The 21,625-nt window shown below is 66.9% G+C and carries 18 protein-coding genes; 3 read left to right on the top strand and 15 right to left on the bottom strand.

What is annotated here, in order from left to right:
* Window positions 1-50: 50 nt before the first annotated feature.
* Window positions 51-848: a hypothetical protein gene (locus R2733_13825; protein MEZ5377580.1), complete on the top strand. Its 798-nt coding sequence runs from the start codon at window positions 51-53 to the stop codon at window positions 846-848.
* A 5-nt stretch (window positions 849-853) separates the two neighbouring features.
* Here R2733_13825 and R2733_13820 read toward each other — a convergent pair whose 3' ends face one another.
* The 7 genes from R2733_13820 to R2733_13790 all read right to left on the bottom strand — a co-directional run bounded on the left by R2733_13820 (window position 854) and on the right by R2733_13790 (window position 12,402).
* Complete coding sequence (locus R2733_13820) at window positions 854-2,320, bottom strand: dynamin family protein (GenBank protein ID MEZ5377579.1); 1,467 nt, start codon at window positions 2,318-2,320, stop codon at window positions 854-856.
* Window positions 2,321-2,348: 28 nt separating this feature from the next.
* On the bottom strand, window positions 2,349-4,208 hold the full coding sequence (locus R2733_13815) for a dynamin family protein (protein ID MEZ5377578.1): 1,860 nt from the start codon (window positions 4,206-4,208) through the stop codon (window positions 2,349-2,351).
* A gap of 128 nt (window positions 4,209-4,336) precedes the next feature.
* Window positions 4,337-5,566: a hypothetical protein gene (locus R2733_13810; protein MEZ5377577.1), complete on the bottom strand. Its 1,230-nt coding sequence runs from the start codon at window positions 5,564-5,566 to the stop codon at window positions 4,337-4,339.
* A gap of 171 nt (window positions 5,567-5,737) precedes the next feature.
* Window positions 5,738-8,125, bottom strand: coding sequence for a LuxR C-terminal-related transcriptional regulator (locus R2733_13805; GenBank protein ID MEZ5377576.1), 2,388 nt, complete (start codon window positions 8,123-8,125; stop codon window positions 5,738-5,740).
* Window positions 8,126-8,200: 75 nt separating this feature from the next.
* Entirely contained in the window at window positions 8,201-9,100 is a 900-nt protein-coding gene (locus R2733_13800; protein MEZ5377575.1) for an alpha/beta hydrolase, read from the bottom strand.
* A 47-nt stretch (window positions 9,101-9,147) separates the two neighbouring features.
* A complete protein-coding gene (locus tag R2733_13795) occupies window positions 9,148-11,202 on the bottom strand; it encodes a prolyl oligopeptidase family serine peptidase (protein ID MEZ5377574.1) in 2,055 nt (684 codons plus the stop codon).
* Window positions 11,203-11,205: 3 nt separating this feature from the next.
* Complete coding sequence (locus tag R2733_13790; protein MEZ5377573.1) at window positions 11,206-12,402, bottom strand: pyridoxal phosphate-dependent aminotransferase; 1,197 nt, start codon at window positions 12,400-12,402, stop codon at window positions 11,206-11,208.
* Between the two features lie 56 nt (window positions 12,403-12,458).
* Here R2733_13790 and serC point away from each other — a divergent pair, with 56 nt between their 5' ends.
* Entirely contained in the window at window positions 12,459-13,589 is a 1,131-nt protein-coding gene (gene serC, locus R2733_13785) for a phosphoserine transaminase (protein MEZ5377572.1), read from the top strand.
* Window positions 13,590-13,695: 106 nt separating this feature from the next.
* Here the strand turns inward: serC and msrB are convergent, their stop codons facing one another.
* The 3 genes from msrB to R2733_13770 form a co-directional block, all read right to left on the bottom strand.
* Window positions 13,696-14,112 (bottom strand): peptide-methionine (R)-S-oxide reductase MsrB, encoded by a 417-nt coding sequence (gene msrB, locus R2733_13780; protein ID MEZ5377571.1) that lies wholly within the window; start codon window positions 14,110-14,112, stop codon window positions 13,696-13,698.
* 26 nt (window positions 14,113-14,138) lie between these two features.
* A complete protein-coding gene (locus R2733_13775; protein ID MEZ5377570.1) occupies window positions 14,139-15,128 on the bottom strand; it encodes a 2-oxoglutarate and iron-dependent oxygenase domain-containing protein in 990 nt (329 codons plus the stop codon).
* A 139-nt stretch (window positions 15,129-15,267) separates the two neighbouring features.
* Window positions 15,268-15,825, bottom strand: coding sequence for a peptidylprolyl isomerase (locus tag R2733_13770; GenBank protein ID MEZ5377569.1), 558 nt, complete (start codon window positions 15,823-15,825; stop codon window positions 15,268-15,270).
* 268 nt (window positions 15,826-16,093) lie between these two features.
* On the opposite strand from R2733_13770, the gene R2733_13765 reads away from it, so the two are divergent.
* A complete protein-coding gene (locus tag R2733_13765; protein MEZ5377568.1) occupies window positions 16,094-17,041 on the top strand; it encodes a DUF559 domain-containing protein in 948 nt (315 codons plus the stop codon).
* Window positions 17,042-17,210: 169 nt separating this feature from the next.
* Here R2733_13765 and R2733_13760 read toward each other — a convergent pair whose 3' ends face one another.
* The 5 genes from R2733_13760 to R2733_13740 all read right to left on the bottom strand — a co-directional run bounded on the left by R2733_13760 (window position 17,211) and on the right by R2733_13740 (window position 21,554).
* A complete protein-coding gene (locus R2733_13760; protein MEZ5377567.1) occupies window positions 17,211-18,524 on the bottom strand; it encodes a bifunctional o-acetylhomoserine/o-acetylserine sulfhydrylase in 1,314 nt (437 codons plus the stop codon).
* Between the two features lie 94 nt (window positions 18,525-18,618).
* Window positions 18,619-19,062, bottom strand: coding sequence for a nitroreductase family deazaflavin-dependent oxidoreductase (locus tag R2733_13755; protein ID MEZ5377566.1), 444 nt, complete (start codon window positions 19,060-19,062; stop codon window positions 18,619-18,621).
* Window positions 19,063-19,076: 14 nt separating this feature from the next.
* On the bottom strand, window positions 19,077-19,640 hold the full coding sequence (gene hpt, locus R2733_13750; GenBank protein ID MEZ5377565.1) for a hypoxanthine phosphoribosyltransferase: 564 nt from the start codon (window positions 19,638-19,640) through the stop codon (window positions 19,077-19,079).
* A 37-nt stretch (window positions 19,641-19,677) separates the two neighbouring features.
* Window positions 19,678-20,403, bottom strand: a complete 726-nt coding sequence (locus R2733_13745; protein MEZ5377564.1) for a response regulator transcription factor — start codon at window positions 20,401-20,403, stop codon at window positions 19,678-19,680.
* A complete protein-coding gene (locus tag R2733_13740; protein ID MEZ5377563.1) occupies window positions 20,400-21,554 on the bottom strand; it encodes a hypothetical protein in 1,155 nt (384 codons plus the stop codon). The genes R2733_13745 and R2733_13740 overlap by 4 nt, the downstream gene beginning before the upstream one ends.
* Window positions 21,555-21,625: the final 71 nt, after the last annotated feature.

Raw genomic sequence — 21,625 nt, 5'->3', positions numbered from 1 at the left:
CGGGGACATCCCCGATGGGGGGATTCGGCGGCCATGGCATGATGCGAGACGTGAGCATTCGTCGAACCATCGAATCGCTGCTCCAGGACGAGCAGCAGCAGGAAGCCTTCCGTGCTTCTCCCGAGTCGTTCTTCGCCGACCATGGCATCGAGGACATCCCGGGGGAACTCATCGGCACCGCCTTCGTGCACTATTCCGACACCGCGCCGATCGAGCACGGTGACGCCGTCGCCGGCATCGCCACCCACTACTCGGCGGTCCCGTTCGAGCCCGATGACCTGCCCGATCTCGGCTTCGGTGAGAGCGACGGTACGGCCCCTTTCGCCACCTTGGGTCTCGTCTCTGGTGATGAGCTGCCCGAGCTGCCTGACCTGGCGGAGGACGAGATGACGGCGGACGAGCTGTCGGAGGTCGAGATGGCGGACGAGATCGTGGAGGACGAGATCGTGGAGGACGTCACGGTCGATGACGACATCGACAGCGCTAGCTACCACGATCATGAGTTCGACGACGGTTTCGACGAGGCCGAGGCGCTCATGCACGACGACGACGCCGGATTCGGTGACGGCTCCGCCGACCACGCCGGCCCGACCGAGATCCTCGGCGAGATCCACGGTGGCGGCACCCGAGATCCTCAGATGGACGACCCCTTCTTCGAGGACGTGACCGACGACGGGGTGCCGACGATGCATCTCGAGTTCGAGTCGATCGACTTCGAGCACCATGACCTGCAGCACGATCTTTCACACGATGTCGACCACGAGGTGGCGCACGATGCGTTGACCGAGCACCACGTCGACGCCTTCGACGACGTCGATCCGAGCGATCTCGATCTCGACGACTTCTGAGCCGTTCAGCTGTAGTCGGTGATCAGGCCTTCGAGTGTCCGGATCACGACTCGGCTGGCGGTCACCAGGTCGAGTGACGTGAGCGGGTTTTCTGCCTTGCGCTGCCACCGGCCGAGTGCGGCCAAGGCGGCGTCGCGAATCTGATCCGGCGTTGCAGCGGCGTCGATGCCCAGACGCTGGGTGGGCTGGGTCCCCCGGGCGCCAAGCAGCTGCTCGACTTCGAGCAGGTCATCCTCACGGCCCCGCACCCAGCCCGAGCGCACCGCCGCCATGGTGGTGAGCTCGTTGAACGGGTGGGCACCAGCCATGATCTGCTCGATGGCGCCCAGCAGATCGGACGCTCCCGGGGTCTCGGGATAGTCGTTGCACATCCGCTCGACGGCCAACATGGCGGAGCGGGCCTTCAGCACGTCGGCGCGATCCATGAAAAGCGTCGACAGGATCCCTCGCAGGTCGGTGAGCCCGGACCGATTGACCAGCTCGTCGGCCAGATCGGCGCTGGTCTCGACCACATTGCGACGGATGAGGGCAAGCGACAGCCGCACGCCGAACAGGCCCAGACGGTCGAGGAGTTGCTGGCGCTCGAGCGAGGTCAGCGGCGTCTCGGGACGAGCCTCGACGAACCGGTCGGCCGACAGCAGGTACGGCTCGAGTTCCCGAGGTCGGCAGGCCGCAAGCGCCCGCAACGACTTGAACTCCCATTCCGTGAGCGTCTCGGCCGTCTCGGCCAGGAGGCCGGCGACGGGCACGACCACCTGGATGAGGCGGCGTAGGCGACCGTCGTCGCCGTAGCGCTTGGCGATCTTGCGAGCCGAGGCCATCGAATCGAGTCGACCGGCCCCGATCTCATCAGCTCTCGACAACACCGCGACGGCATTGACCGGGTTGGGCTGCGAGACCGCTGTGTCGTGGAAGGCCTCGAGCAACCGGAGGTCAGACGCATGGATGTGCTTCATCAGATAGAGCACGGCGTCGGCCTGGGTCTCGGCCTCGGTCGGGTCGAGGAACTCGAAGGCCCGGTTGGCCACGCCCTCGGTCAGCGACCCCACGCCGGGCGTGTCGATGAGGGTCATGGTGCGCAAGCCGGCCGATGGCCAGGTGACGTCGATTCGGTCGTAGTCGAGGGCCGAGCGTCCGGCCAGGTCGACATCGATGGCGCCCTCGTCGCGATGGAACCGGGCTTGCTGCGGCGGCGAGCCGTCGCTCGGATGGAGCATGACCTGATAGGTGTGGCCGTCGCGATACCAGGTGACGATCCGGGTGCACTCGCCGGTGTCGGTCGGGGCCAGTCGTTCCCCGACGAGCGCGTTCAACAGTGTCGACTTGCCGGCCTTGACCTTGCCGGCGATGGCCACCCGAAGCGGACCCTCGAGTCGATCGCGGGCATGGGTGAGCCTGGCGGTATCGGGCGTACCGGCGAAGGTCTCCTCCGCTCGGGTCAGCAGTGTTCGTGCCTCGGTGACGAGGTCCATCACTGGAGCTTTCTCATGACGAATCCGCCTACGACACCGGCGGGCCGATGGCGGCCCGCACGTCGGTGACCTGCTTGCGAAGTGAGCGGATCCTGCTCAGCTCGGCGGCGAGGTCTTTCTGTCGGTTGGCACGCTCGGCCGTGCCCACCTTGGCCGCCTCGGTGGCGGCCTTCAGCGCTTCCTGTGTGGATCGGTTGAGCTCCTCGGCACGAGTGCTGTAGTGATCGCGAAGCTGGCGCTGCACTCGCCGAAGGGTGTCCTTGGAGTCCTTCGAGACCTGGAACGACACCTCGTCGCAGTAGCGGCGGACCGCGTTCTTCGCCTGTGAGCGACGTTGGTTGAGCTGGCGTTCCTTCTCGTCCTTCAGCCCCTTGCGGCCCATGAGCAGACCGACACCGAGGGCGATCGGGGTCATCATCGGGATGGCGACGAGGCTGCCAAGGACACCGAACATCAAGAACCCGGAATAGGAGCCTCGCACGACCGTGAGTCCCTGCCCGCCGAGCGTGGATTCCTTCATCTCGACCTGCGGTTCGACACCGACCCGGGACAGGGCTTGTGACGGGTTGGCGACGTCGAGATCCTCGAGGAGCTCGCCGCCGGCCAGCTCGAAGTGTTCGGCGACCTCACGGCTGAGCTGCGACGAACGATCGACCACCACCTTGTGATTGGCGACGACCTCGTAGGACACGCGGTTGACCAACCATGGCTGGAACTCGCTCCAGGTGTCGGCCGGGTCGCTGTTGTCGATGGCCTGGTCGGCCTCCTGGGTGATGCGACGCATCCGCTGACGGAAGTCGAAGTCGACATCGCTGCCGAGGTCACTCACGCCGTCGGACAACGTGGTGCTCCACTTGGCGGCCTGGCTGCGCAGCTGCTCGGAACGGGCCTTGGTCTCCGACAGCTTGCGGACCAGCGCATCGGCCTGCTCGGGATCGTTCAACGCCGACAGCTCCGCATCGAACTGCGTGGCCAGCTGATCGCAGACACCGACCAGGTCTTCGCACGCACGATTGCGGAGCAGGATGTCGGCCCGGCCGACGATGTCGTTGCTCAAGGTGCGGACGAGTTCGGCGAATCCCGATTCGGCATTGAGGTCTTTGTCGTTGCGCCGCACGGCTTCGGTGCGTAGCAGTGACGACACCGGGATGATCTTGAGGTCGTAGCCCGCGTTGCGGAGATGGCCACGGTTGATCTCGAGCACCTTGCGCCAGGCGGGATAGAAGTCGATCTTGGTCTGGAGACACACGACCTGCGGGCACAAGTCGGCCGCCTGGGCCAGGAAGTCGATTTCGGTGCGGGTGTACTCCTGCGACGAGTCGCTCACGAAGACGGCCGCATTGGCGACCGACAGCGCGCCCAGCGCAGCGGTGGCGTGAGCCGAACCGAGACCGCCGACACCGGGCGTGTCGACGAGCGACATGCCACGAGCGAGCAGCTTGCGCGGGAGCTGGACCTCGACACCCTTCACGATCACGTTCGGGTCGTGGGTGCCCAACTCGCTGGCGTACGAGGGCACCTGCTCGAGCTCGATGTCGACTTCGCGGGTGGGGCCGTCGGGCTGATCGGAGGACACCACCGTGGCCCTCGCCGAGGTCGCCTCGCCGTAGGAGATGACCGTCGGCACGGCAGTGGCGATGTCGTCATCGACCGGGCAGACACCGGCGTTCACCAGCGCGTTGATGAGCGAACTCTTGCCCTGTTTGAACTCGCCGACGACCACGATCTGCACGCCCGGGTTCCCGATCTGGGCCCGTAGGCGGGTGAGACGTTCGCCGAGGTCGGGCCGGTTGTAGGCCTTGCATGCCTGCAGACCGAGATCGAGCAGCTTGCGAATGTCGGCATTCGCGTCGTTGCCTCCACTCGCACGGCCACTCTCGTTCGCCATGAATCCCTCCACACCTCATCTGATCACGCGCAGGAGTACAGAACTACCAGGAATCGCGCCGGAACGCCGAACGTCCCCGAGAGTTTCCTCTCGGGGACGTTCGGGCTACGTGCCGTGATGACCTCGGCTCAGTCCTCGATCTCGATCTCGTGGAGATCGGAGTGATCGGCGTCGATGTCCTGTTCGAAGTCCTCGTTGAAGGAATCCTCGGTGTCGAAGCTGTCCTCGATCGAGTTGTCCTGCTGGAAGGAGTCCTCGATCGTGGTGTCGACCTCGACCTCGACGTCGGTGTCGGTGTTGAACGAGTCGTTGGTCGAGTTGTCGATGACCTCGGTGATCGTCTCGCTCTCGTCGTTGAACGAGTCGTTGATCGAGTTGTCGATGTCGGTGTCGTTGTCCTGGACGGCGTTGCTGCCACCACCGAAAGCGAGCTGGGTGTCACCCTCGCCGCCGATCTGGGCATCCTCGAGGTCGACCACATCGCCCGAACCGAAACCGGCGTTGACATCCCCCGACCCCTGAATGGTCTGGTTCCCGTCGCCGATCACGGCGTCGCCGTCGACGTCGATGTCGGAGTCGACATTGCCGTCACCGATGGTGTTCCCGCTGCCGTCGATGTTGTTGACCGTGTTGCCATCGCCGACCACGGCCCCGTTGGCATCGCCATCGGCGATGATGCCCGAGTTCGTGCCGGTATTGACCACACCGTTGTTTGCTCCGTCGAAAGCGACCGCGCCGTCGCCTGTGGCGATGTTGGAGTCCTTGATGTCCTCCCCAGCGGCGACCGCACCGTCACCGGTGGCCACACCGGTCTGATCGCCGCCGGCAGCTGCAGAGTTCTCACCCTGTGCCGTGACGTTGGTCGACTCGTCGGTGATCTCGATGTCGCCGTGAACCTCGCCCTCGACGTCGACATTGAAGTGACGGGAGTTGTCGGCGATGTTCTGGGTGATGTACTCGTTGGTTTCGTAGACCTGGGTGACGTAGGTGTTGATGGTCTGCTCGACCGTCTCCATCGTGGGGGCCGGAGCAGCGTGACCGCCACCACCACCGCCACCACCGCCGCTGCCGACCGGAGCGGCCGTGGCGCCACCGGGAGCCGAAGCACCAACGGGAGCAGCCGACGCCGGAGCGGGAGCGGGCGTCTCGATGAGGGTCTGGGTGACCTGCGGGCTGAAGTTCAGCTCGTTGGCGACGCCACTGACGGTGTCGCCCAGGTTGACCTCGGACAAGTCGTAGTCGTTGACCCCGTGGTCGACGAGATAGCCGTGCGGATCCTCCGAGTAGGCCAAGGCTTCGGTCTCGCTGCCGAGGACCTTGCGCATGATGGCTTCGAGGACATCGTTGATTTCTGACATTTCGGTTTCCCTCCGGTGTGTTTTTGTTCCTGGTGTGTTCTGGACTTGCTTCGGTAGAACCCAACGTACGTGAGCCCGAACCAACCCAAATCGGGGATGCCCCCTGACCAGACACCGAACACTAGGGGATGGTCACGCTCCGTGCCCGAAAAACTCTGTCACCAGGAGGTTCTAGGCCGACCCGTCGATCGTCTCCCGGACGATCGAGAGCAACTCGGCCCGTGACGACGCACCCAACTTCTGCCGGATCCGGGCCACGTGGTGCTCGACCGTCTTCGGCGAGATGAACAACTGGGCGCCGGTTTCCTTGTGGGTCCGCCCTTCGGCCACCATCCGAGCGACGTCGGCCTCGCGTTCGCTCAAACCCAGCGCGACCAACGGATCCTCGGCATCAGCCTCGTCGACGTCGTTGGAGAAGGTGCGGGCCCGCTCGAGCAGGCGCCGGGCCACACCCGGGTCGTCGAACTCGATGGCCGCGGCACCGACGAGCCGAGATGCCTCCCACGACTCACCACCGTCCGCGAGGGCCGCCGCAGCGTCGATGAAGGTGGTTTCGCTCGGCAGCCAGTCGTCGCCCTCGGCTCCCTCGCTGCGCCCCGTCACCATTTGCACCCAGAGTGGTCCGGCGTCGACGCGGGCCTGTGATCTGGCTCCCGGTGCGGTGCACCCGCGGAGCGACTCGGCGGCACCCGTGACCACCGCGGTGTCGGAGGCAGCCAGGCCGAGCTGGAGCTGCATCCAGCATGCGTTGCCGGGGGCAGGGCCCGAGGGCGCAAACGAATCGATCTGCTGGGTCAGTGAGTCGAGCAGCGGCTGGACGCGTGCCGTGTTGCCGATCTTGACTCCGGCGGCGAGCAGTTCGGTGATGGGGTCGATCAACAGCCACGAGGCGTTGTGTCGGACCAGGACCGGATCGGCGCGGCGCCAGGCTTCACGCAGACGAGTGGTGTCGCCAGAGCGACGGGCCAGTCCGGCGTCGAGAACGGCGAGCAACAGCCGATCGCGGGCGCTCCAGTCGTCGTCTTCACCCTGGCGAACCAGCGCCAGCGCGTCGGCGTACCGGCCATCGAGCATACGAACATACGCGACCTGTAGTTCGAGCGATCGAGCCTCGCCGGGCAGCTCGCTCTCGGCACCGATGCCCGCAAAGTCCTCGGCAGCAGCGTGATCACCCATGGCAATCGCCGCAAACGAGGCCAGGAGGTGAGGCGAGAAGCCAAGCGGGAGATCGGGTTGGAGGCGCAGGTGGTCGTCGGTCGCCGACGCGAGCATCGCCAGGCCCTCGGCTCCCTGTCCCTGGGCGATCGCCTCGAGTCCGTGGGTGATCGAAGCCAGCATCGAGGTGAGCGGCCCGGTCGACTCCGGGAGCGCCGGCACGAGATCGAACTGGCCGATCATCGCCAGCGAGAGTGCCTGGAGATGTGGCCCGAGTTCCGGCGGCAACGACCGCGCCGCCGCGCTCGCCCACCGCAGCTCACGTAGGTCGAGCCCGAAACCGAGCGTGGCCGCACGCGGACCGGCGGCCGCGGTCGCTGGTACCGACTGGAGCTGCCCGATCGATTCGCTCCTGCCGAGGTGGAACGCCGCTTCGGCCCGCACGAGAGCGACGCGATCGGCAAAGTCGTCGTGGGCCGGCAGATCCGCCATCAGCGCGATGGCCCGCTCTGGGTCGCTGCGGCGAATCCGTTCGGCCGACGCCACGAGCGTCTCGACCGACGAGGCCGACTCGAGTCCGCCGGCACGGAGGTGATCGGCGGCGCGCTGCGGGTCGACGTGGGACATGGTCGATCCGAGGCGATCGTGGATCTCCTCGATCTCGACCGACGACAGATCGGCCTTGATCGCCGCCGCCACCAGCGGCAGCAGGCCTCCGTCGGCGCCAGTGAGTCCACTCGCCCGCAGTCCACGTTGGGCGCCTCGGGCCTCCACACCAGGAGGCAGCGCGCGGGCTGCGAGGCCGGACTCGATCTCGGGATCGATGGCCAACACATCGGCGAGCGCAACCGCATCGGCGCCGGCCTTGCGGACGCGCGTGATCACCGCGTCGATGAGCGCTTCCGGGAGGTGGTCGAGATTGGCGTCCCACTGCGATGCGACGGCATCGGCGGCCAGTCCGACCGACCCCTCGGTTGCGGCGTAGAGCGCATCGACCAGATCGCCTCGTGCGGCCTTGCCCTGCAACTCGGCCAGGAAGGCCCCGAAGTCGTCGGCCCCGATGAAGACGGTGCGCTCGGCTTGGCCTCGGCTGGTCAATTGGTCATCGAGCAGGCGGAGCCGTTCGGTCGAGGGCCACGGCCGACGCGATGCCCACACGGTCCCGGAACGAGCGAAGTCCGAGACCGCAGCAATTGCGCCGTCGGTGCACCATTGCAGATCGTCGACCACGAGGATCGCGGGTTGCCCGGCGATGACTCGGGCCATCTCGGTCTCGTCGACCGCGGTGATGCTCGACCCCGCAACCCAGCCGACCGACGACGGATCGTCGAGCTCGTCGACCCACGTACGCAGACGATGCGTGCGGCCACTGCCTCCGGGCCCGATCACCAGTCGATGCGACATCATCGATTCATTTCCCCCCAGCACACGCTTCCAGGCTACGGCAACTCGGGGCCGAGGGTCGCCCCGTTCGATTCCTCAGTCGGCGACCGAGAACCATTCGAGCACGTCGGTCGCCATCAGCTCGGGCTGCTCGAGCGGACCGAAGTGCGTCAGCTCAGGATACCGAGCAAGTTGGATCCGCTCCCAGCTTTCGGCCGCGTGCTCAGCCATCAACGCCGGGGGCATCCCGTCGCCCGACATGAGGACCCGATAGTCGAACTCGATGTCGGCCAGCGCCTCGAACGCCCCTGAGCGAGCGTTGGCGAACGTCTCGGCCTCCCGGGCCGGCGTGCACCGAAGGGTCACCCCGCCGGGGCACTCGGCATGGTCAGGGTCATCCGACGTGAGATCACGGAAGCCGTAGTCGACGTAGGCCCGCAATGCCCGAGGATCGAGCATGTTCAGCGGCGGCTTGGCGGCATACCGTTCGTAGACGGCCTCGCGCGATTCGAAGCTGGCGCGGCGCCGCTGGGCGGCCTGGGTCATCCGGCTCGGATCCTCGGGATTCACGGTTGCCATCATGGCTGCGTCGTACAGGATCGGCTCGAAGCCCCATGCCTTGGCGACCGTGCCGGGCCGGAGTCTGTCGGCGAGCACCAGCGCGGCGCCACCCATCGAATGACCGGCGACGAACACCGGCTCGTCGCCGACGAGAGCGTCGACGACCGAAAGCAGGTCGTTCGCCATGCCGGTCCACGCCATGGTGGTCTCGGCCGGGGTGATCGTATAGCCGTGGCCGCGGTAGTCGATCCCGACGCAGCGGAAGTGGTCGGTCAGGTTCTCGGCCATCGGCTGCCAGACGCCGGCGCAGAACCCGGTGGCGTGGCTGAGAAGGAGGAGTGGCCCGCTGCCGCCGAAGTCGTGATAGGCCACGCGGACGCCATCGGTCGAGTCGACGTAGTGGGGGGACGCAGCGGGCGATTCGTTGGCGGTCACCTCGCCATGTTGCCTGGTGACCGGCCGTTCGACCAAGCCGACTCGGCTCAGAGACCGACCGCTCCCTCGATGGGTTCGATGTCGTCGGCCGGGGTGAACCCGAACACTCGCCCGTAGAACCACAGCTCGGCTTCGAGTGACCGGACGATCGAGGCGCGCTGGCGGAATCCGTGCTGCTCGCCCTCGAAGTAGATGGCGGCGTGCGGGATCCCCTTGGCGGCGACCGCGGCGACGATCGCCTCGGACTGACTCGGCGGGACGATCTCGTCTTCGGTCCCCTGCAGCACGAGCAACGGGCAGCTGAGCCCTTCGACGTGGTGGATCGGCGAGCGAGCGTCGTAGACGGCGGATCCCGAGGGCCACGGCGCCACGAGGTTGTCGAGATACCGGCGCTCGAACTTGTGGGTGTCGGTGGCGAGCGCCGCCAGGTCGGCCACGCCATACAGGCTCGTACCGGCAGCGAAGACGTCGGAGGTGATGAGCGCGTTCAGAACGGTCAGACCTCCGGCCGAGCTGCCGCGTATCGCCATCTTCGAGGCGTCGACACGGCCGGCAGCGGCGAGGTGGCGGGCCGCTTCGACGCAGTCGGCGACATCGACCACCCCCCACTGACCATTCAGCAGACGGCGATACGCACGTCCGAACCCGGTCGAACCGCCGTAGTTCACGTCGACGACGGCGAATCCCCGGCTGGTCCAGTACTGGATCTTCAGATTGAGGGCGGGGTTCGAGTGCGCGGTGGGGCCACCGTGACCGACCACGATTAGCGGCGGCAACGCCCCCGACGGACCAGTGATGCCGGGCGCAGCCGGAGGATAGAAGAAGGCGTGTCGGTCGCTGCCGTCGGCCGCCTCGTAGTCGAACCGTTGAGCCGCACTGATCCAGGCCGAGTCGTCGACCACTCGCGTGGGCGCACACAAGACGACCGGGTCGGCATCAGGAGCGTCGGGATCGAGCTCGACGATGCAGGGCGTGGTGTCGGCCGGTCCGACCACACAGGCAAGCCGACCGTCGGGCGTGGTCGCCAAGGAGGCGATGGCCGGGAAGCGCTCGTCGACCACCGTGACCGTGCCGTCGGCGTCGACGAGGGCAAGGGCATCGACGGCTCGACGGGTCACGACGACCGTCAGGCGTCCGTCGGGCAACTCGGCCCACGGCTGGAGCCCGAAGTTCCAGGGTGGCCCACCGATCTCGGCGTCTCCGAGACGGGTCAGCGGGACGGCGGAGGGGTCACCGGGACGCCAGGTGTTGAGGTTCCAATAGCCCGAGCGATCGCTGCTGAAGACCAGTCGGCCGTCGGAGGCCCAGTTGGCCCCCACGATCGATTCGTGCTCGTTGCCAGCGATCACCTGCACGTTGCCGAACCGGCATCCCTCGAAGATGGGGGCCGCGCACAGCGTCGTGCCGTCCCACGGCATGTTCGGATGGTTCCAGCGGATCCAGCTGACCCAGCGACCGTCGGGAGAGACACGGGGCGACGACACGAAGTCGCTGCCAGTGGCCTCGACCCGGGGCGGCTCGGACCCATCGACTTTGATGGCGACGATCTCGTTGATCGCCTCGGCGAGCAGCGACGGCTCGGTCGGCTCATCGTCGGCATCGGCCGATGACGCCGGCGCGGGCTCGTCCTCGAACAGCCCGCTCGGCGGGAGCGGCGGCGGAGCGACATGCGACTCGCGGACGCACAGGATCCACTCGCCGTCGGGCGTCTCGACGCCGTCGGCGAAGCGCCAGGCGCCGGGCAATGGTGGCTCGGGCGTCAGTGCAACCGGTTCGCCGTCGGGCGGCAGGCGGTAGAGCCGCTGATCGGCCATGTTCGAGAAGTAGGCGTCGGTCGCCCCGAGGAACCAGGCACCGCCGCCGTACTCGTGGACCCGGGTACGGGCCGAGAATCCCTCGGGCAGCGCATCGGCCACGACCCGGTTGCCCCCGTTGTCAACCGTCGAGCGAACGAGGACGACTCGCCCCGCTTCGGACGGCCGGGACTCGGCCCACCAACGCTCGTCGCCCCGCACGGCGGGACCGCCGAGTCCGACCCCGCCGGCAGCGACGAGGTCGGCAGTGATCGGTGACGGCCAGGAACCGTAGGGAAGCTCCGGCATCGATCAGGCCAGGAAGTCGCCGATGCGGCGAAGGCCCTCGGCCATGTCGTCGTCGCCCATGGCGAACGAGAAGCGACCGTAGCCGGGGCTACCGAACGCCTCGCCCGGGACGAAGGCCACCTTGACCTCGTCGAGGATGACATCGGCCAACTGCGACGTGGATTCGATGGTGACGCCGCCCAGCGTGCGGCCGATGACGCCCTCGAACGACGGAAACGCGTAGAACGCGCCCTCGGGTTCGATGACCGACACACCGTTCATCTCCGACAGCATCGAGAACATGGTCTTGCGACGACGGTCGAACGCCGCCCGCATCATGTCGACCGCGGCAAGGTCGCCCGACACTGCCGCCAGCGCGGCGATCTGCGCGACGTTGGCGACGTTCGAGGTCTGATGCGACTGCAGGCTGGTGAGCGCCTTGGCCATGTCGGTCGGGGCGATGAGCCAGCCGACCCGCCAACCCGTCATCGCGTAGGTCTTGGCAACCCCGTTGAGCACGATGCAGCGATCGGCGATGTCGGGCACGAGGGTCGGCATCGAGTGGAACTCGCTGTCGCCGTAGGTGAGGTGTTCGTAGATCTCGTCGGTGACTACCCAGATGCCAGCGTCGGCCGCCCATCGACCGATCGCCTCGATCTGCTCCTTGGAGTAGACGGCGCCCGAAGGGTTCGACGGGCTGACGAAGACGAGCGCTTTGGTGTTCGGCGTGCGAGCGGCCTCGAGCTGCTCGACGGTGGCCTTGAACCCGGAGGCGATGTCGGTGGGGACCTCGACGGGAACGCCACCCGCGAGCTTGACCGGCTCGGGGTAGGTGGTCCAGAACGGCGTGGGGATCAGCACCTCGTCGCCCGGGTCGATCAGCCCGGCGAAAGCGTTGTAGACGGCGTGCTTGCCACCGTTGGTCACCACGACCTGCGAGGCGTCGACCTGGAGCCCGGAGTCGCGCAGGGTCTTGGCGGCGATGGCCTCCTTGAGCTCGGGCAAACCGCCGGCCGGGGTGTAGCGATGGTTCTTCGGATCACGACACGCAGCGACGGCCGCCTCGACGATGTAGTCGGGCGTCGGGAAGTCGGGTTCGCCGGCGCCGAAGCCGATGACCGGCTCGCCCGCGGCCTTCAGGGCCTTCGCCTTCGCGTCGACGGCCAGGGTGGCCGACGGCGCGATCGAGGCGACGCGTGCAGAAATTCGACCGGTTGCCATGGATTGCTCCCCTCATTGGGTGTGACTCGTGGTCCGAGCTGCAATCCTGGCATCCTGTGAGCCAAACACCACCGTCAATTTCGATTCCATCGGATCTTCTCCCCAGCGACGGCCGTTTCGGCAGCGGACCATCCAAGATCCGCCCCGAGGCCATCGATGCGTTTGCGACCGCCGCCCCGCACTACATGGGTACCTCGCATCGCCAGCCGGTGGTGAAGGACATGGTGGGTCGCCTCCGCGACGGCATCTCCTCCCTGTTCGGCCTGCCCGACGACTGGGAGGTCGTCCTCGGCAATGGCGGCACCACGCTGTTCTGGGACGCCGCCACCTTCGGCCTGGTCGACGCCAAGTCGGAGCACCTGGTGTTCGGCGAGTTCTCGTCGAAGTTCGCGGCTTGCACCGCTGCCGCTCCGTTCCTGGCCGACCCGGTGGTGGTCTCGTCCGACCCCGGCACCCACCCGACCGCTGCGACTGCCGACGGGGTCGACCTGTACGCGCTCACCCACAACGAGACCTCGACCGGTGTCGCCATGCCGCTCACCCGGCCCGAGGGTGCTGGCGACTCGATCGTCGCCGTCGATGCCACCTCGGCCGCCGGCGGCCTGCGCTGGGACCCGAGCCAGGTCGACTGCTACTACTTCGCGCCGCAGAAAGCCCTGGCCTCCGATGGTGGGCTGTGGATCGCCTGCTGTTCACCGGCAGCACAGGAGCGGATCGCCAAGATCGGCAGCGGGCCGCGGTGGATCCCGCCGGGCCTCGACCTCACGATCGCGCTCGACAACTCCACCAAGAACCAGACCTACAACACCCCGGCGCTGGCCACCATCTTCCTCGCCGTCCAGCAGGTCGAGTGGTTCAACGACAACGGCGGCATCGAGTTCTCCGCCGGACGGTGCGATGCATCGGCCGAGGTGCTCTACGGCTGGGCGGAGCGCACCAGCTACACCACGCCGTTCGTGGCCGAGGCGTCGGAACGCAGCCACGTGGTCGGCACGATCGACCTCGACGACACCATCGACGCCGTCGAGGTCTCGAAGGTGTTGCGGGCCAACGGCGTGGTCGACACCGACTCGTACCGCAAGCTCGGCCGCAACCAGCTCCGTATCGCGATGTTCCCCAGCGTCGACCCGGCCGACGTGGAAGCGCTCACCAAGAGCATCGACTACGTGGTCGAACAGCTCGCCTGATACCCCCCCCCGCACCCACCCACCCCCACCCCGCCGAACTCGAGAGCCCCAGCGACACTTCTGTCGCTGGGGCTCTCGGATTCAACTTCGTTTGTCGCTCTGGCTCTCAGCTAGCGGCGGGGTCGGCCTTCTCGAGGCTGAGCGAGGCCGAGTTCATGCAGTAGCGAGCGCCGGTTTCGGTCGGCCCGTCGGGGAAAACGTGACCGAGATGGGCGCCACAGCTGGCGCAGACGACCTCGGTGCGGATCATGCCGTGGCTGATATCGCGCCGTTCGCTGACCTTGTCGTCGGCAAGGGCCCGGTCGAAGCTCGGCCAGCCGCAGCCGGCATCGAACTTGGTGGCCGAGTCGAACAGCGGCTCGTCGCAGACGATGCAGTGATACGTGCCGTCGTCCCACACGTTCCAGTACTCACCGGTGAAGGCTCGCTCGGTGCCGGCCGACTGGGTGACATGGAACTGTTCGGGCGTCAGCCGCTTACGCAGCTCCGCCGGGTCGAAGGTCTTGGTGGGTTCGTTGCTCATGGTGCTCCTTCTCAGGACTCGACGTGTCAGGACTCGACCCGGCGGGCGTCGTCGACCAGGTTGATCTCGTAGAGCACGAGATCGAGCCGGTCGGCCGCCGAGATCGGGGCGAAACGTTGGGGATTGTCGGGGGTGACACAGGTACTCACCGGATCGAGGATGGTCCAGGGCGTGGGGTGGCAGAACTGCACCACCGAGTAGCGATCACCAGGCTGGTCCGGGTCGGCCACCACCTGATGGACACCGACGGGGATGACCCCGTTGGTGAGGTGTTCGAGCATGATGCCGGTGTTGATGATCATCTTGCCGTCGGGCGGGACGGCGTCGATCCAGCCCTGATCGGTCCGCACCTGGAGTCCTCGAGCCGTCGCCCGTGGTAGGGCGGTGATGAGGTTGATGTCGCCGTGCTCCGCCGCCCAGACATGCGGGCTGGTGGGCCCATCACCGTGTGGCGCCTGATCCATGGCCGGATAGTGGATCGCTCGACTCAGTGTCGGTCCATCGGTGGTCATCACGTCGAAGAACGACTCGTGGCAGCCGATGCCCTCGGCGATGATCCGCAAGAAGCGACGCTGGGTGTCGTGAACACGATCATGAAAGTGCTGGAGGACTCGGGTTATTCCCGGCACCAGATCCTCGGGCAGCACCTGCTGGGGGAAGCGAGTCGGGTACTTGCGCTGGAGCGGATGACCGGCCGGGAGGTCTCGCCCCCAATTCAGCATCTCTTTCCAGTCGGGGTGATCGCTGATCGCCGCGGTCTCGACGAGTAGCCCGGTGTAGCCGGTCTGGCCGAAGGTTCCGGGCGCGTAGGCGGTCTGCTTCTCCTCGGCGGTCAATGAGAAGAAGGTCTCGAGCATGCCGTAGGCGGTGTCGATCAGGTCGTCACCGACGTCGTGGCTCGTGAAGACGAAGCCGGAACGCAATGACTGCATGACCCCGTCGACCACGGCTCGCCGGGCGGCGCGGTCACCGGTTTCGAACGCCAGCAGATCGACATCGAGAATGGCATCGGTCATACCGGCACACTACCGACCCCCCGAACGCGAGGAAGAGCCGGGTCGTGTGGGTGGTCAGGCTGCGGAGGGACGGAGCAGCTCCGAACCTCCGCTACCGATGGGCAACGCCCGACCTGCGGAGCAGGTCAAAGCAACAGCGTCAATCGTCGTGTTCGGTGATGGTGACCGACTCGATGACGACGTCGGTCTTGGGCCGATCGCCGCCGCCGGTGGCGACGTTCTGGATGGCGTCGACCACGTCGAGGCCCTTCACGACCTTGCCGAAGAGGCTGTACTGCGGTGGCAGGCCGATGCCCGAGCGGCCGCTGATGATGAAGAACTGGCTGCCGTTGGTGTTGGGACCGGCATTCGCCATGGCCAGCGAGCCCAGTTCGTACTGGCCGGGCTTCGGGAGTTCGTCGGCGAATCGGTAACCGGGGCCGCCACGACCCGTGCCCTCGGGATCGCCGCCCTGGAGCACGAAGTCCTTGATGACCCGGTGGAAGATGATGCTGTCGTAGTAGTGGTAGCGAGCCAGACAGACGAAGTTGTTGACCGTGCGTGGCGCCTTGATCGGATCGAGGGCGAGCACCATCGTGCCCATCGAGGTCACCATCTCGGCGGTGTAGCGCTTCGATGGATCGATGCACATGTCGAACTCGCCGTCGAACTTGGTCTGACGGGGGCTGGAGCCGTCTACTGCGGGGCACTCGGGCACGGGGGTGTCCTTTGGTCAAGGGATGCTGGTCGCCGCCAGTCTGGCACCGATCCCCTCCCCTCCCACCCCACACCCATCATCACCCCTCCGTTCTCGACACCCGCCGTTCTCGAGACCCCTGGCGACGCTTCTGACGCGCTGGCACTCGAAATGGAGAGCCACTGTCGCCTGGAGACTCAGCTACGACGCGAATCGAAGGAGAACCGGTACGTTGAACCCGCTCGCGACCCTGGTCGCCACCGGAGAACCACCCGAAAGGGGTGCGCCGATGGCACACCACGTCGATCGACTCATCATGAAGTACCTCGCCGCCCATCAATGGCTGGCCACCTACGACGCTCTGGTCGCGTGCGGAGTCTCGCGTCGAGCGGTCGAGCGGCGCGTTGCCATCGGCCTTCTCGACAACTTCGGCCACGGCGTGGTCGGGATCCCCATGACGTCCGATTCCGTCGCACAGCAACAGGTCCTTGCCCTGCTGCTCCATCCGTCTGGCGTTCTCTCACACCAGACGGCGGCCAGGCTCCACGAGCTTCCGGTCGACAGGAACGGCGATCCGCCCGGCCCGGTGCACGTCACCATCCCCCACGGAGGCAGCCGCGTCACCGCCGACGTCATCGTCCACCAGACCCTGCATCTTCCACGGGTCGACACGATCGAGCGCGACCCGCTCCGCCTCACTTCCATCGAGCGCACGCTCTGCGACCTGGCCGCCTTCTTCGGATCGGCGCGCCTGCGTTGGCTCATCGAATGGGCAGTGAAAGAGCAGCTGGTCGACCTCACGTCGCTTCGCGCTTGCGCTCGTGCTCTCAACCGCCGGGGCAGGAAGGGAACGGTGCGACGCCGCGAGGTCCTCGATCTGCTGGCAAATGACGAACCTCTCAATCTGAGCGAACTCGAGGTCCGCTTCCTCGAGCTCGCCGTTCAACTCGGCATCCTCGGGCTCGAAGTGCAGTTCCAGCCGCCGTGGTACGACGGTCGAACCGGGATCGTCGACTTCGCCCTCCCCCATCTCCGCATCATCATCGAAGTCGACGGACGACGTTGGCATTCACTCACACAGGATCTGCGTCGTGATCGCGATCGCGACAGGGTCGCTCGTGCGAATGGCTGGACGGTGCTCCGGTACGGTTGGGACGAGCTCACCACCAGGCCAGGCGACGTCGCCGCCGACCTGCTCGCCGCCATCGCCCAGGCCGAACTCACGATGCAGCCATGAAGCGCGGTGGCCGGACGTCAGTTCCTGAGTCGCGGAGCGACACCCACCACCGTTCCCGAGACCCAGTGCGACACTTCTGTCGCTCTGGGTCTCAAGAACGGCGGGGTGTTGGGAACGGCGGGGTGTTGGGAACGGCGGGGTGTTGGGAACGGCGGGGTGTGGGGAGGAGTTACTTGGCGGCGGCGAAGCCGAGTTCGAGGTCGGCGAGGATGTCGTCGATCGACTCGAGGCCGACACTCAGGCGGACCAGGCCGGGCTCGACGCCGGCCGAGAGCTGCTCGGCCTCGGTGAGCTGGGAGTGGGTGGTCGACGCCGGGTGGATCACGAGGGAGCGGACGTCGCCGATGTTCGCCACGTGGCTGTGCAGCTCGAGCGCCTCGACGAACTTCTGCCCGGCTTCCTTGCCGCCGGCGATGATGAACGACGGCACCGAACCGGCGCCCCGGCCGCCCGTGTACTTCTCGGCGGCAGCGTGATACGGCGACGACGCCAGACCCGCGTAGTTGACCCGCTCGACCTGAGGATGGGCCTCGAGGAACTCGGCCACTCGCTGGGCGTTCGACACGTGCCGCTCCATGCGCAGCGACAGCGTCTCGAGCCCCTGGATGACGAGGAACGCGTTGAAGGGGCTGATCGCCGGACCGAGGTCGCGCAGCAGCTGTACCCGGGCCTTGGCGATGAACGAGCCGGCGCCGAGCATCGGCCAGTAGGTGAGACCGTGGTAGCTCGGGTCGGGCTGGTTGTAGTTGGGGTAGCGCTCGGCGTCGGAGAACTCGAACGAGCCACCGTCGACGATTGCACCGGCGATGGCCGTGCCGTGGCCGCCCATGAACTTGGTGGCCGAGTGCACGACGATGTCGGCGCCCCACTCGAGCGGGCGGATCAGGTACGGCGAGGCGACGGTGTTGTCGATGATGAGCGGCACGCCAGCCTCGTGGGCCACGCCGGCGACCATCTCGATGTCGAGGATCGAGTTCTTCGGGTTGGCGATCGACTCGCCATAGAACAACTTGGTGTTCGGGCGGACCGCTGCCTTCCACGCCTCGGGGTTGTCGATGTCTTCGACGAAGGTGGCCTCGATGCCGTACTTCGGCAGGGTGTAGTGCAACAGGTTGTAGGTGCCGCCGTAGAGGGCGGCGCCGGCCACGATGTGATCGCCGGCCTCGGCGATGTTCATGATGGCGAGGGTCTCGGCCGCCTGGCCCGACGCAACCAACAGGGCGCCGGGGACGCCGGCCGCAGTCGAGGCGAGCCCGCCCTCCAGGGCCGCCACTCGGGTTTCGAGCACGCCCTGGGTGGGGTTCATGATGCGGGTGTAGATGTTCCCCGGCTCGGCCAGAGCGAAGAGGTTGGCCGCATGCTCGGAGCTGTTGAAGGCGTAGGCGGTGGTCTGGTAGATCGGCACAGCTCGCGAGCCGGTTGCCGAATCGGGCTCCTGTCCCGCGTGGATCTGCTTGGTCTCGAATCCCCAACCGTCGGTCATTGGTGTTCCTTCGTCGTGCGGCGACGCTCGCCATCGAATCGTGCAGGAGGCACCCTAGACCTATTCCCGACCGAATCGGTCGGAAATGGCGAAATCAGACCGGCGTGGCGACGAAGACGGGGATCACCCGCTCGGTCTTGGCTGCATACTCGGTGTAGGTGGGGAACACCTCGACGCCGCGATCGAACCAGGTTTGGCGCTCATCGCCCTCGACCAGACGGACGGTGACGTCGAAGGGCTCGGGTCCGTCCTGGATCATGACCTGGTCGGGGTGGCGGACCAGCGAGTGATACCACGCCGGGTTCTTCGGCGCGCCGCCCATCGAGGCGATCAGCGCGTACTCGCCGTCGTGCTCGACCCGCATCAGCGCAATCTTGCGAATCACGCCCTCGTCCTTGCCCCGGAACGTGACGATGATGACCGGGATACCGGTCTCTCGCAGCGTGTTGGCCTCGGTCCCACCGGACGCCTCGTAGGCCTCGATCTGTTCGCGGACCCAGCCGCTCGTGCTCGGAATGTACTCACCGGTCAATGGCATGGCCGGAGCCTAGGTCAGTGGTCGGCGCCGGAACCAGGCCCGGTGTACACCCCGATGTAGGGGAGGTTGCGGAACTGCTGTGCGTAGTCGAGCCCGTAGCCCACCACGAAGGCGGGCGGAATCTCGAAGCCGACGTAGTCGACCTTGACCCCGGCCGCCTGTTGTCCTTCGCGAACCAGGAGGGAGCAGGCGCGCAGGCTCGCCGGTTTGCGTTCGCCGAGCAGGTTGAGCAGGTAGGTCATCGTCAGTCCGGAGTCGACGATGTCCTCGATGAGGATCACGTGACGCCCGGCGATCGACTCGTCGAGGTCCTTCACGATCTTGACGATGCCGCTCGACTTGGTCTCGTCGCCGTAGGACGACACCGCCATGAAGTCGATCTCGACCGCACCTGGAATGGCCCGCATCAGGTCGGCGGCGAACAGCACGCTGCCCTTGAGAATGGTGATGAGAAGGGGCACTTCGCCGGCCATGTCGTCGGCGATCTGCCGGCCGAGCTCACCGACCCGGGCTTGGATCTCGGCCTCGGTCAGGTAGATCTCGCCGATGTCGCCTGCTTTGGGGTACGAATCGCTCACGGCTCGACCGTAGCGGTGTCGCGATGGCGTCGGACGCTCAGACCAGCCGGTGGCGTGCCGCCCAGTGCGTCAGCTCATGCCGGCTCGACAGCTGCAGCTTGCGGAGCACCGCCGAGGCGTGGCTCTCCACCGTGCGCACCGAGATGTGGAGCTCGGCGGCGATCTCCTTGTAGGCGTAGCCCCGGGCGAGGTACTGCATCACCTCTCGCTCGCGTGGCGACAACCGGTCGAGCTCCGCGTCAGCCGGAGCGTCGGCTCCATCGGCAGTAGGTGCTGCTGGCTCGTCCAGGGCCGGCGCCACGGGCCCGGTGAAGGCGTCGAGCACGAAGCCGGCCAGACGAGGCGAGAAGACGGCGTGCCCCTGTGCGACCGATGCGATCGCTTCGACGAGTTCTTCGCCGTCGATGCGCTTCGTCACATACCCACGGGCTCCCGCCCGCACCAAACCGAGCACGTCTTCTGGTGCGTCGGACACCGACAGCGCAAGGAACCGGACCGAGGCGAGCTCGTCACCGAGCGCCTCGATGATCCGAGCGCCCGACCCGGAGGTGAGGTGGACGTCGAGCAGGACGACGTCGGGTTGATGACGACGGATGGACTCGACGCCGGTGCCAACGTCGTCGGCCTCACCGACCACCTCGACCCGCGCCGGACCGTTCGCGGCCGCCAGTCCGGCGATGACGCCCTGACGGAACAGGGCGTGGTCGTCGACGACGACCACTCGGATGGCCGGGACGCCCGTCGATGCCTCCCCACCGGTCATCTCGGCATCTCGATCCGCACCTCGGTGCCCTGACCCAGCGACGACTTCACCGTTGCGGCGCCTCCGAGGCGCTCCACTCGTCCGCAGATGGAATCGGCGACACCGTGACGGTCATCGGGAATGGCCGCCGGCTCGAAGCCGACGCCGCGGTCGCGCACGAAGACGACGAGTCGGTCGTCGGCGACCTCGGCATAGACCGAGATCATCGGGATCTGGCCGAACTTCGCCGCATTCACCATGGCCTCGCGGGCAGCGCCGATGACGGCAAGGGCACCCGCATCGAGTCCGCCCGGATCGACGGCCGTGTCACCGACGACGATGCACTCGACGATCTTCAGGTATTGGTCCTCGACCTCGGCGGCGGCCCGCTCGAGCGCCACCCGGAAGCCGATTGACGCGTCGCCGGTCTCGTCGCTGCCGTACAGCCAGCGGCGCAGCTCGCGCTCTTGATGATGGGCAAGCGCAGCGGTCAGCTGCGGATCGTTCGCCCGGTTCTGGATGAGCGTCAGGGTCTGGAGCACCGAATCGTGGAGGTGCGCGGCGATGTCGGCTCGCTCCTCGGCTCGGATCCGTTCGCGACGGTCGGCGTCGGCAGTCGACAGCACCGACTGCAGCCACGGAGCGAGCACCAGCGCGACGCCGCCCACGAGCACCAGCGAGGCCACTCCTGCTCGCCACAGCGATCCCAGGTCCTGCGCACCCGCCAGCGCGGTGACAAGCCCGGCGATCATCAACACCACACCGGCGACGATGCGACCGATCGCTCCCTGTCGGGTCGACGAATCGTCGCTGAGATTGGGGTCGGCCAGCACGATCGCGAACAGGACCAGACCGACTGGCCAGAGCAGCATCGTCGGCAGTGGTGCGACGAGGTCCTCCGCGATGAGGAGCTGACTGGCCGTTCCAAGCACCACCCCGAGGTTGCGGGAGAGCGCTACGGGCCGAGGCGTTGGCTCGGTCCTTCCGGCGAGGAGCCCCGCAAGTCCGACATACAAAACCGCTCCCCAGCCAGCCGCCAGCGTCAACAACACGAAGGCCACACGGACCACGGCGACCGATGCCCCGAGCCGGGCCGCCACTCGACCGGCGACGCCGAGTGCAAGTGGTTCGCCGCTCGACAAGCGTGCGTTGGCGGAGGGTGGTTCGGTCATGACCCCGACATTCTCGCAGGACCGTTGACCGATGAGCATCCGGGATGACCCGGATTCGGCGACCACGGAAT

The sequence above is a fragment of the Acidimicrobiales bacterium genome, from assembly GCA_041394265.1.
In the GTDB taxonomy this organism is placed as follows: Bacteria; Actinomycetota; Acidimicrobiia; order Acidimicrobiales; family SZUA-35; genus JBBQUN01.
This window is presented reverse-complemented; position numbering and strand designations above follow the sequence as displayed.

Coding starts and splice junctions, on each gene's coding strand:
- R2733_13760 (MEZ5377567.1), bottom strand. CDS start 18,524: ATGACCGACGGTTGGGGATTCGAGACCAAGCAGATCCACGCGGGACAG.
- msrB (MEZ5377571.1), bottom strand. CDS start 14,112: ATGAGCAACGAACCCACCAAGACCTTCGACCCGGCGGAGCTGCGTAAG.
- R2733_13820 (MEZ5377579.1), bottom strand. CDS start 2,320: ATGGACCTCGTCACCGAGGCACGAACACTGCTGACCCGAGCGGAGGAG.
- R2733_13795 (MEZ5377574.1), bottom strand. CDS start 11,202: ATGCCGGAGCTTCCCTACGGTTCCTGGCCGTCACCGATCACTGCCGAC.
- R2733_13805 (MEZ5377576.1), bottom strand. CDS start 8,125: ATGTCGCATCGACTGGTGATCGGGCCCGGAGGCAGTGGCCGCACGCAT.
- R2733_13740 (MEZ5377563.1), bottom strand. CDS start 21,554: ATGACCGAACCACCCTCCGCCAACGCACGCTTGTCGAGCGGCGAACCA.
- R2733_13815 (MEZ5377578.1), bottom strand. CDS start 4,208: ATGGCGAACGAGAGTGGCCGTGCGAGTGGAGGCAACGACGCGAATGCC.
- R2733_13810 (MEZ5377577.1), bottom strand. CDS start 5,566: ATGTCAGAAATCAACGATGTCCTCGAAGCCATCATGCGCAAGGTCCTC.
- R2733_13755 (MEZ5377566.1), bottom strand. CDS start 19,062: ATGCCATTGACCGGTGAGTACATTCCGAGCACGAGCGGCTGGGTCCGC.
- R2733_13775 (MEZ5377570.1), bottom strand. CDS start 15,128: ATGACCGATGCCATTCTCGATGTCGATCTGCTGGCGTTCGAAACCGGT.
- R2733_13765 (MEZ5377568.1), top strand. CDS start 16,094: ATGGCACACCACGTCGATCGACTCATCATGAAGTACCTCGCCGCCCAT.
- R2733_13790 (MEZ5377573.1), bottom strand. CDS start 12,402: ATGGCAACCGGTCGAATTTCTGCACGCGTCGCCTCGATCGCGCCGTCG.
- R2733_13745 (MEZ5377564.1), bottom strand. CDS start 20,403: ATGACCGGTGGGGAGGCATCGACGGGCGTCCCGGCCATCCGAGTGGTC.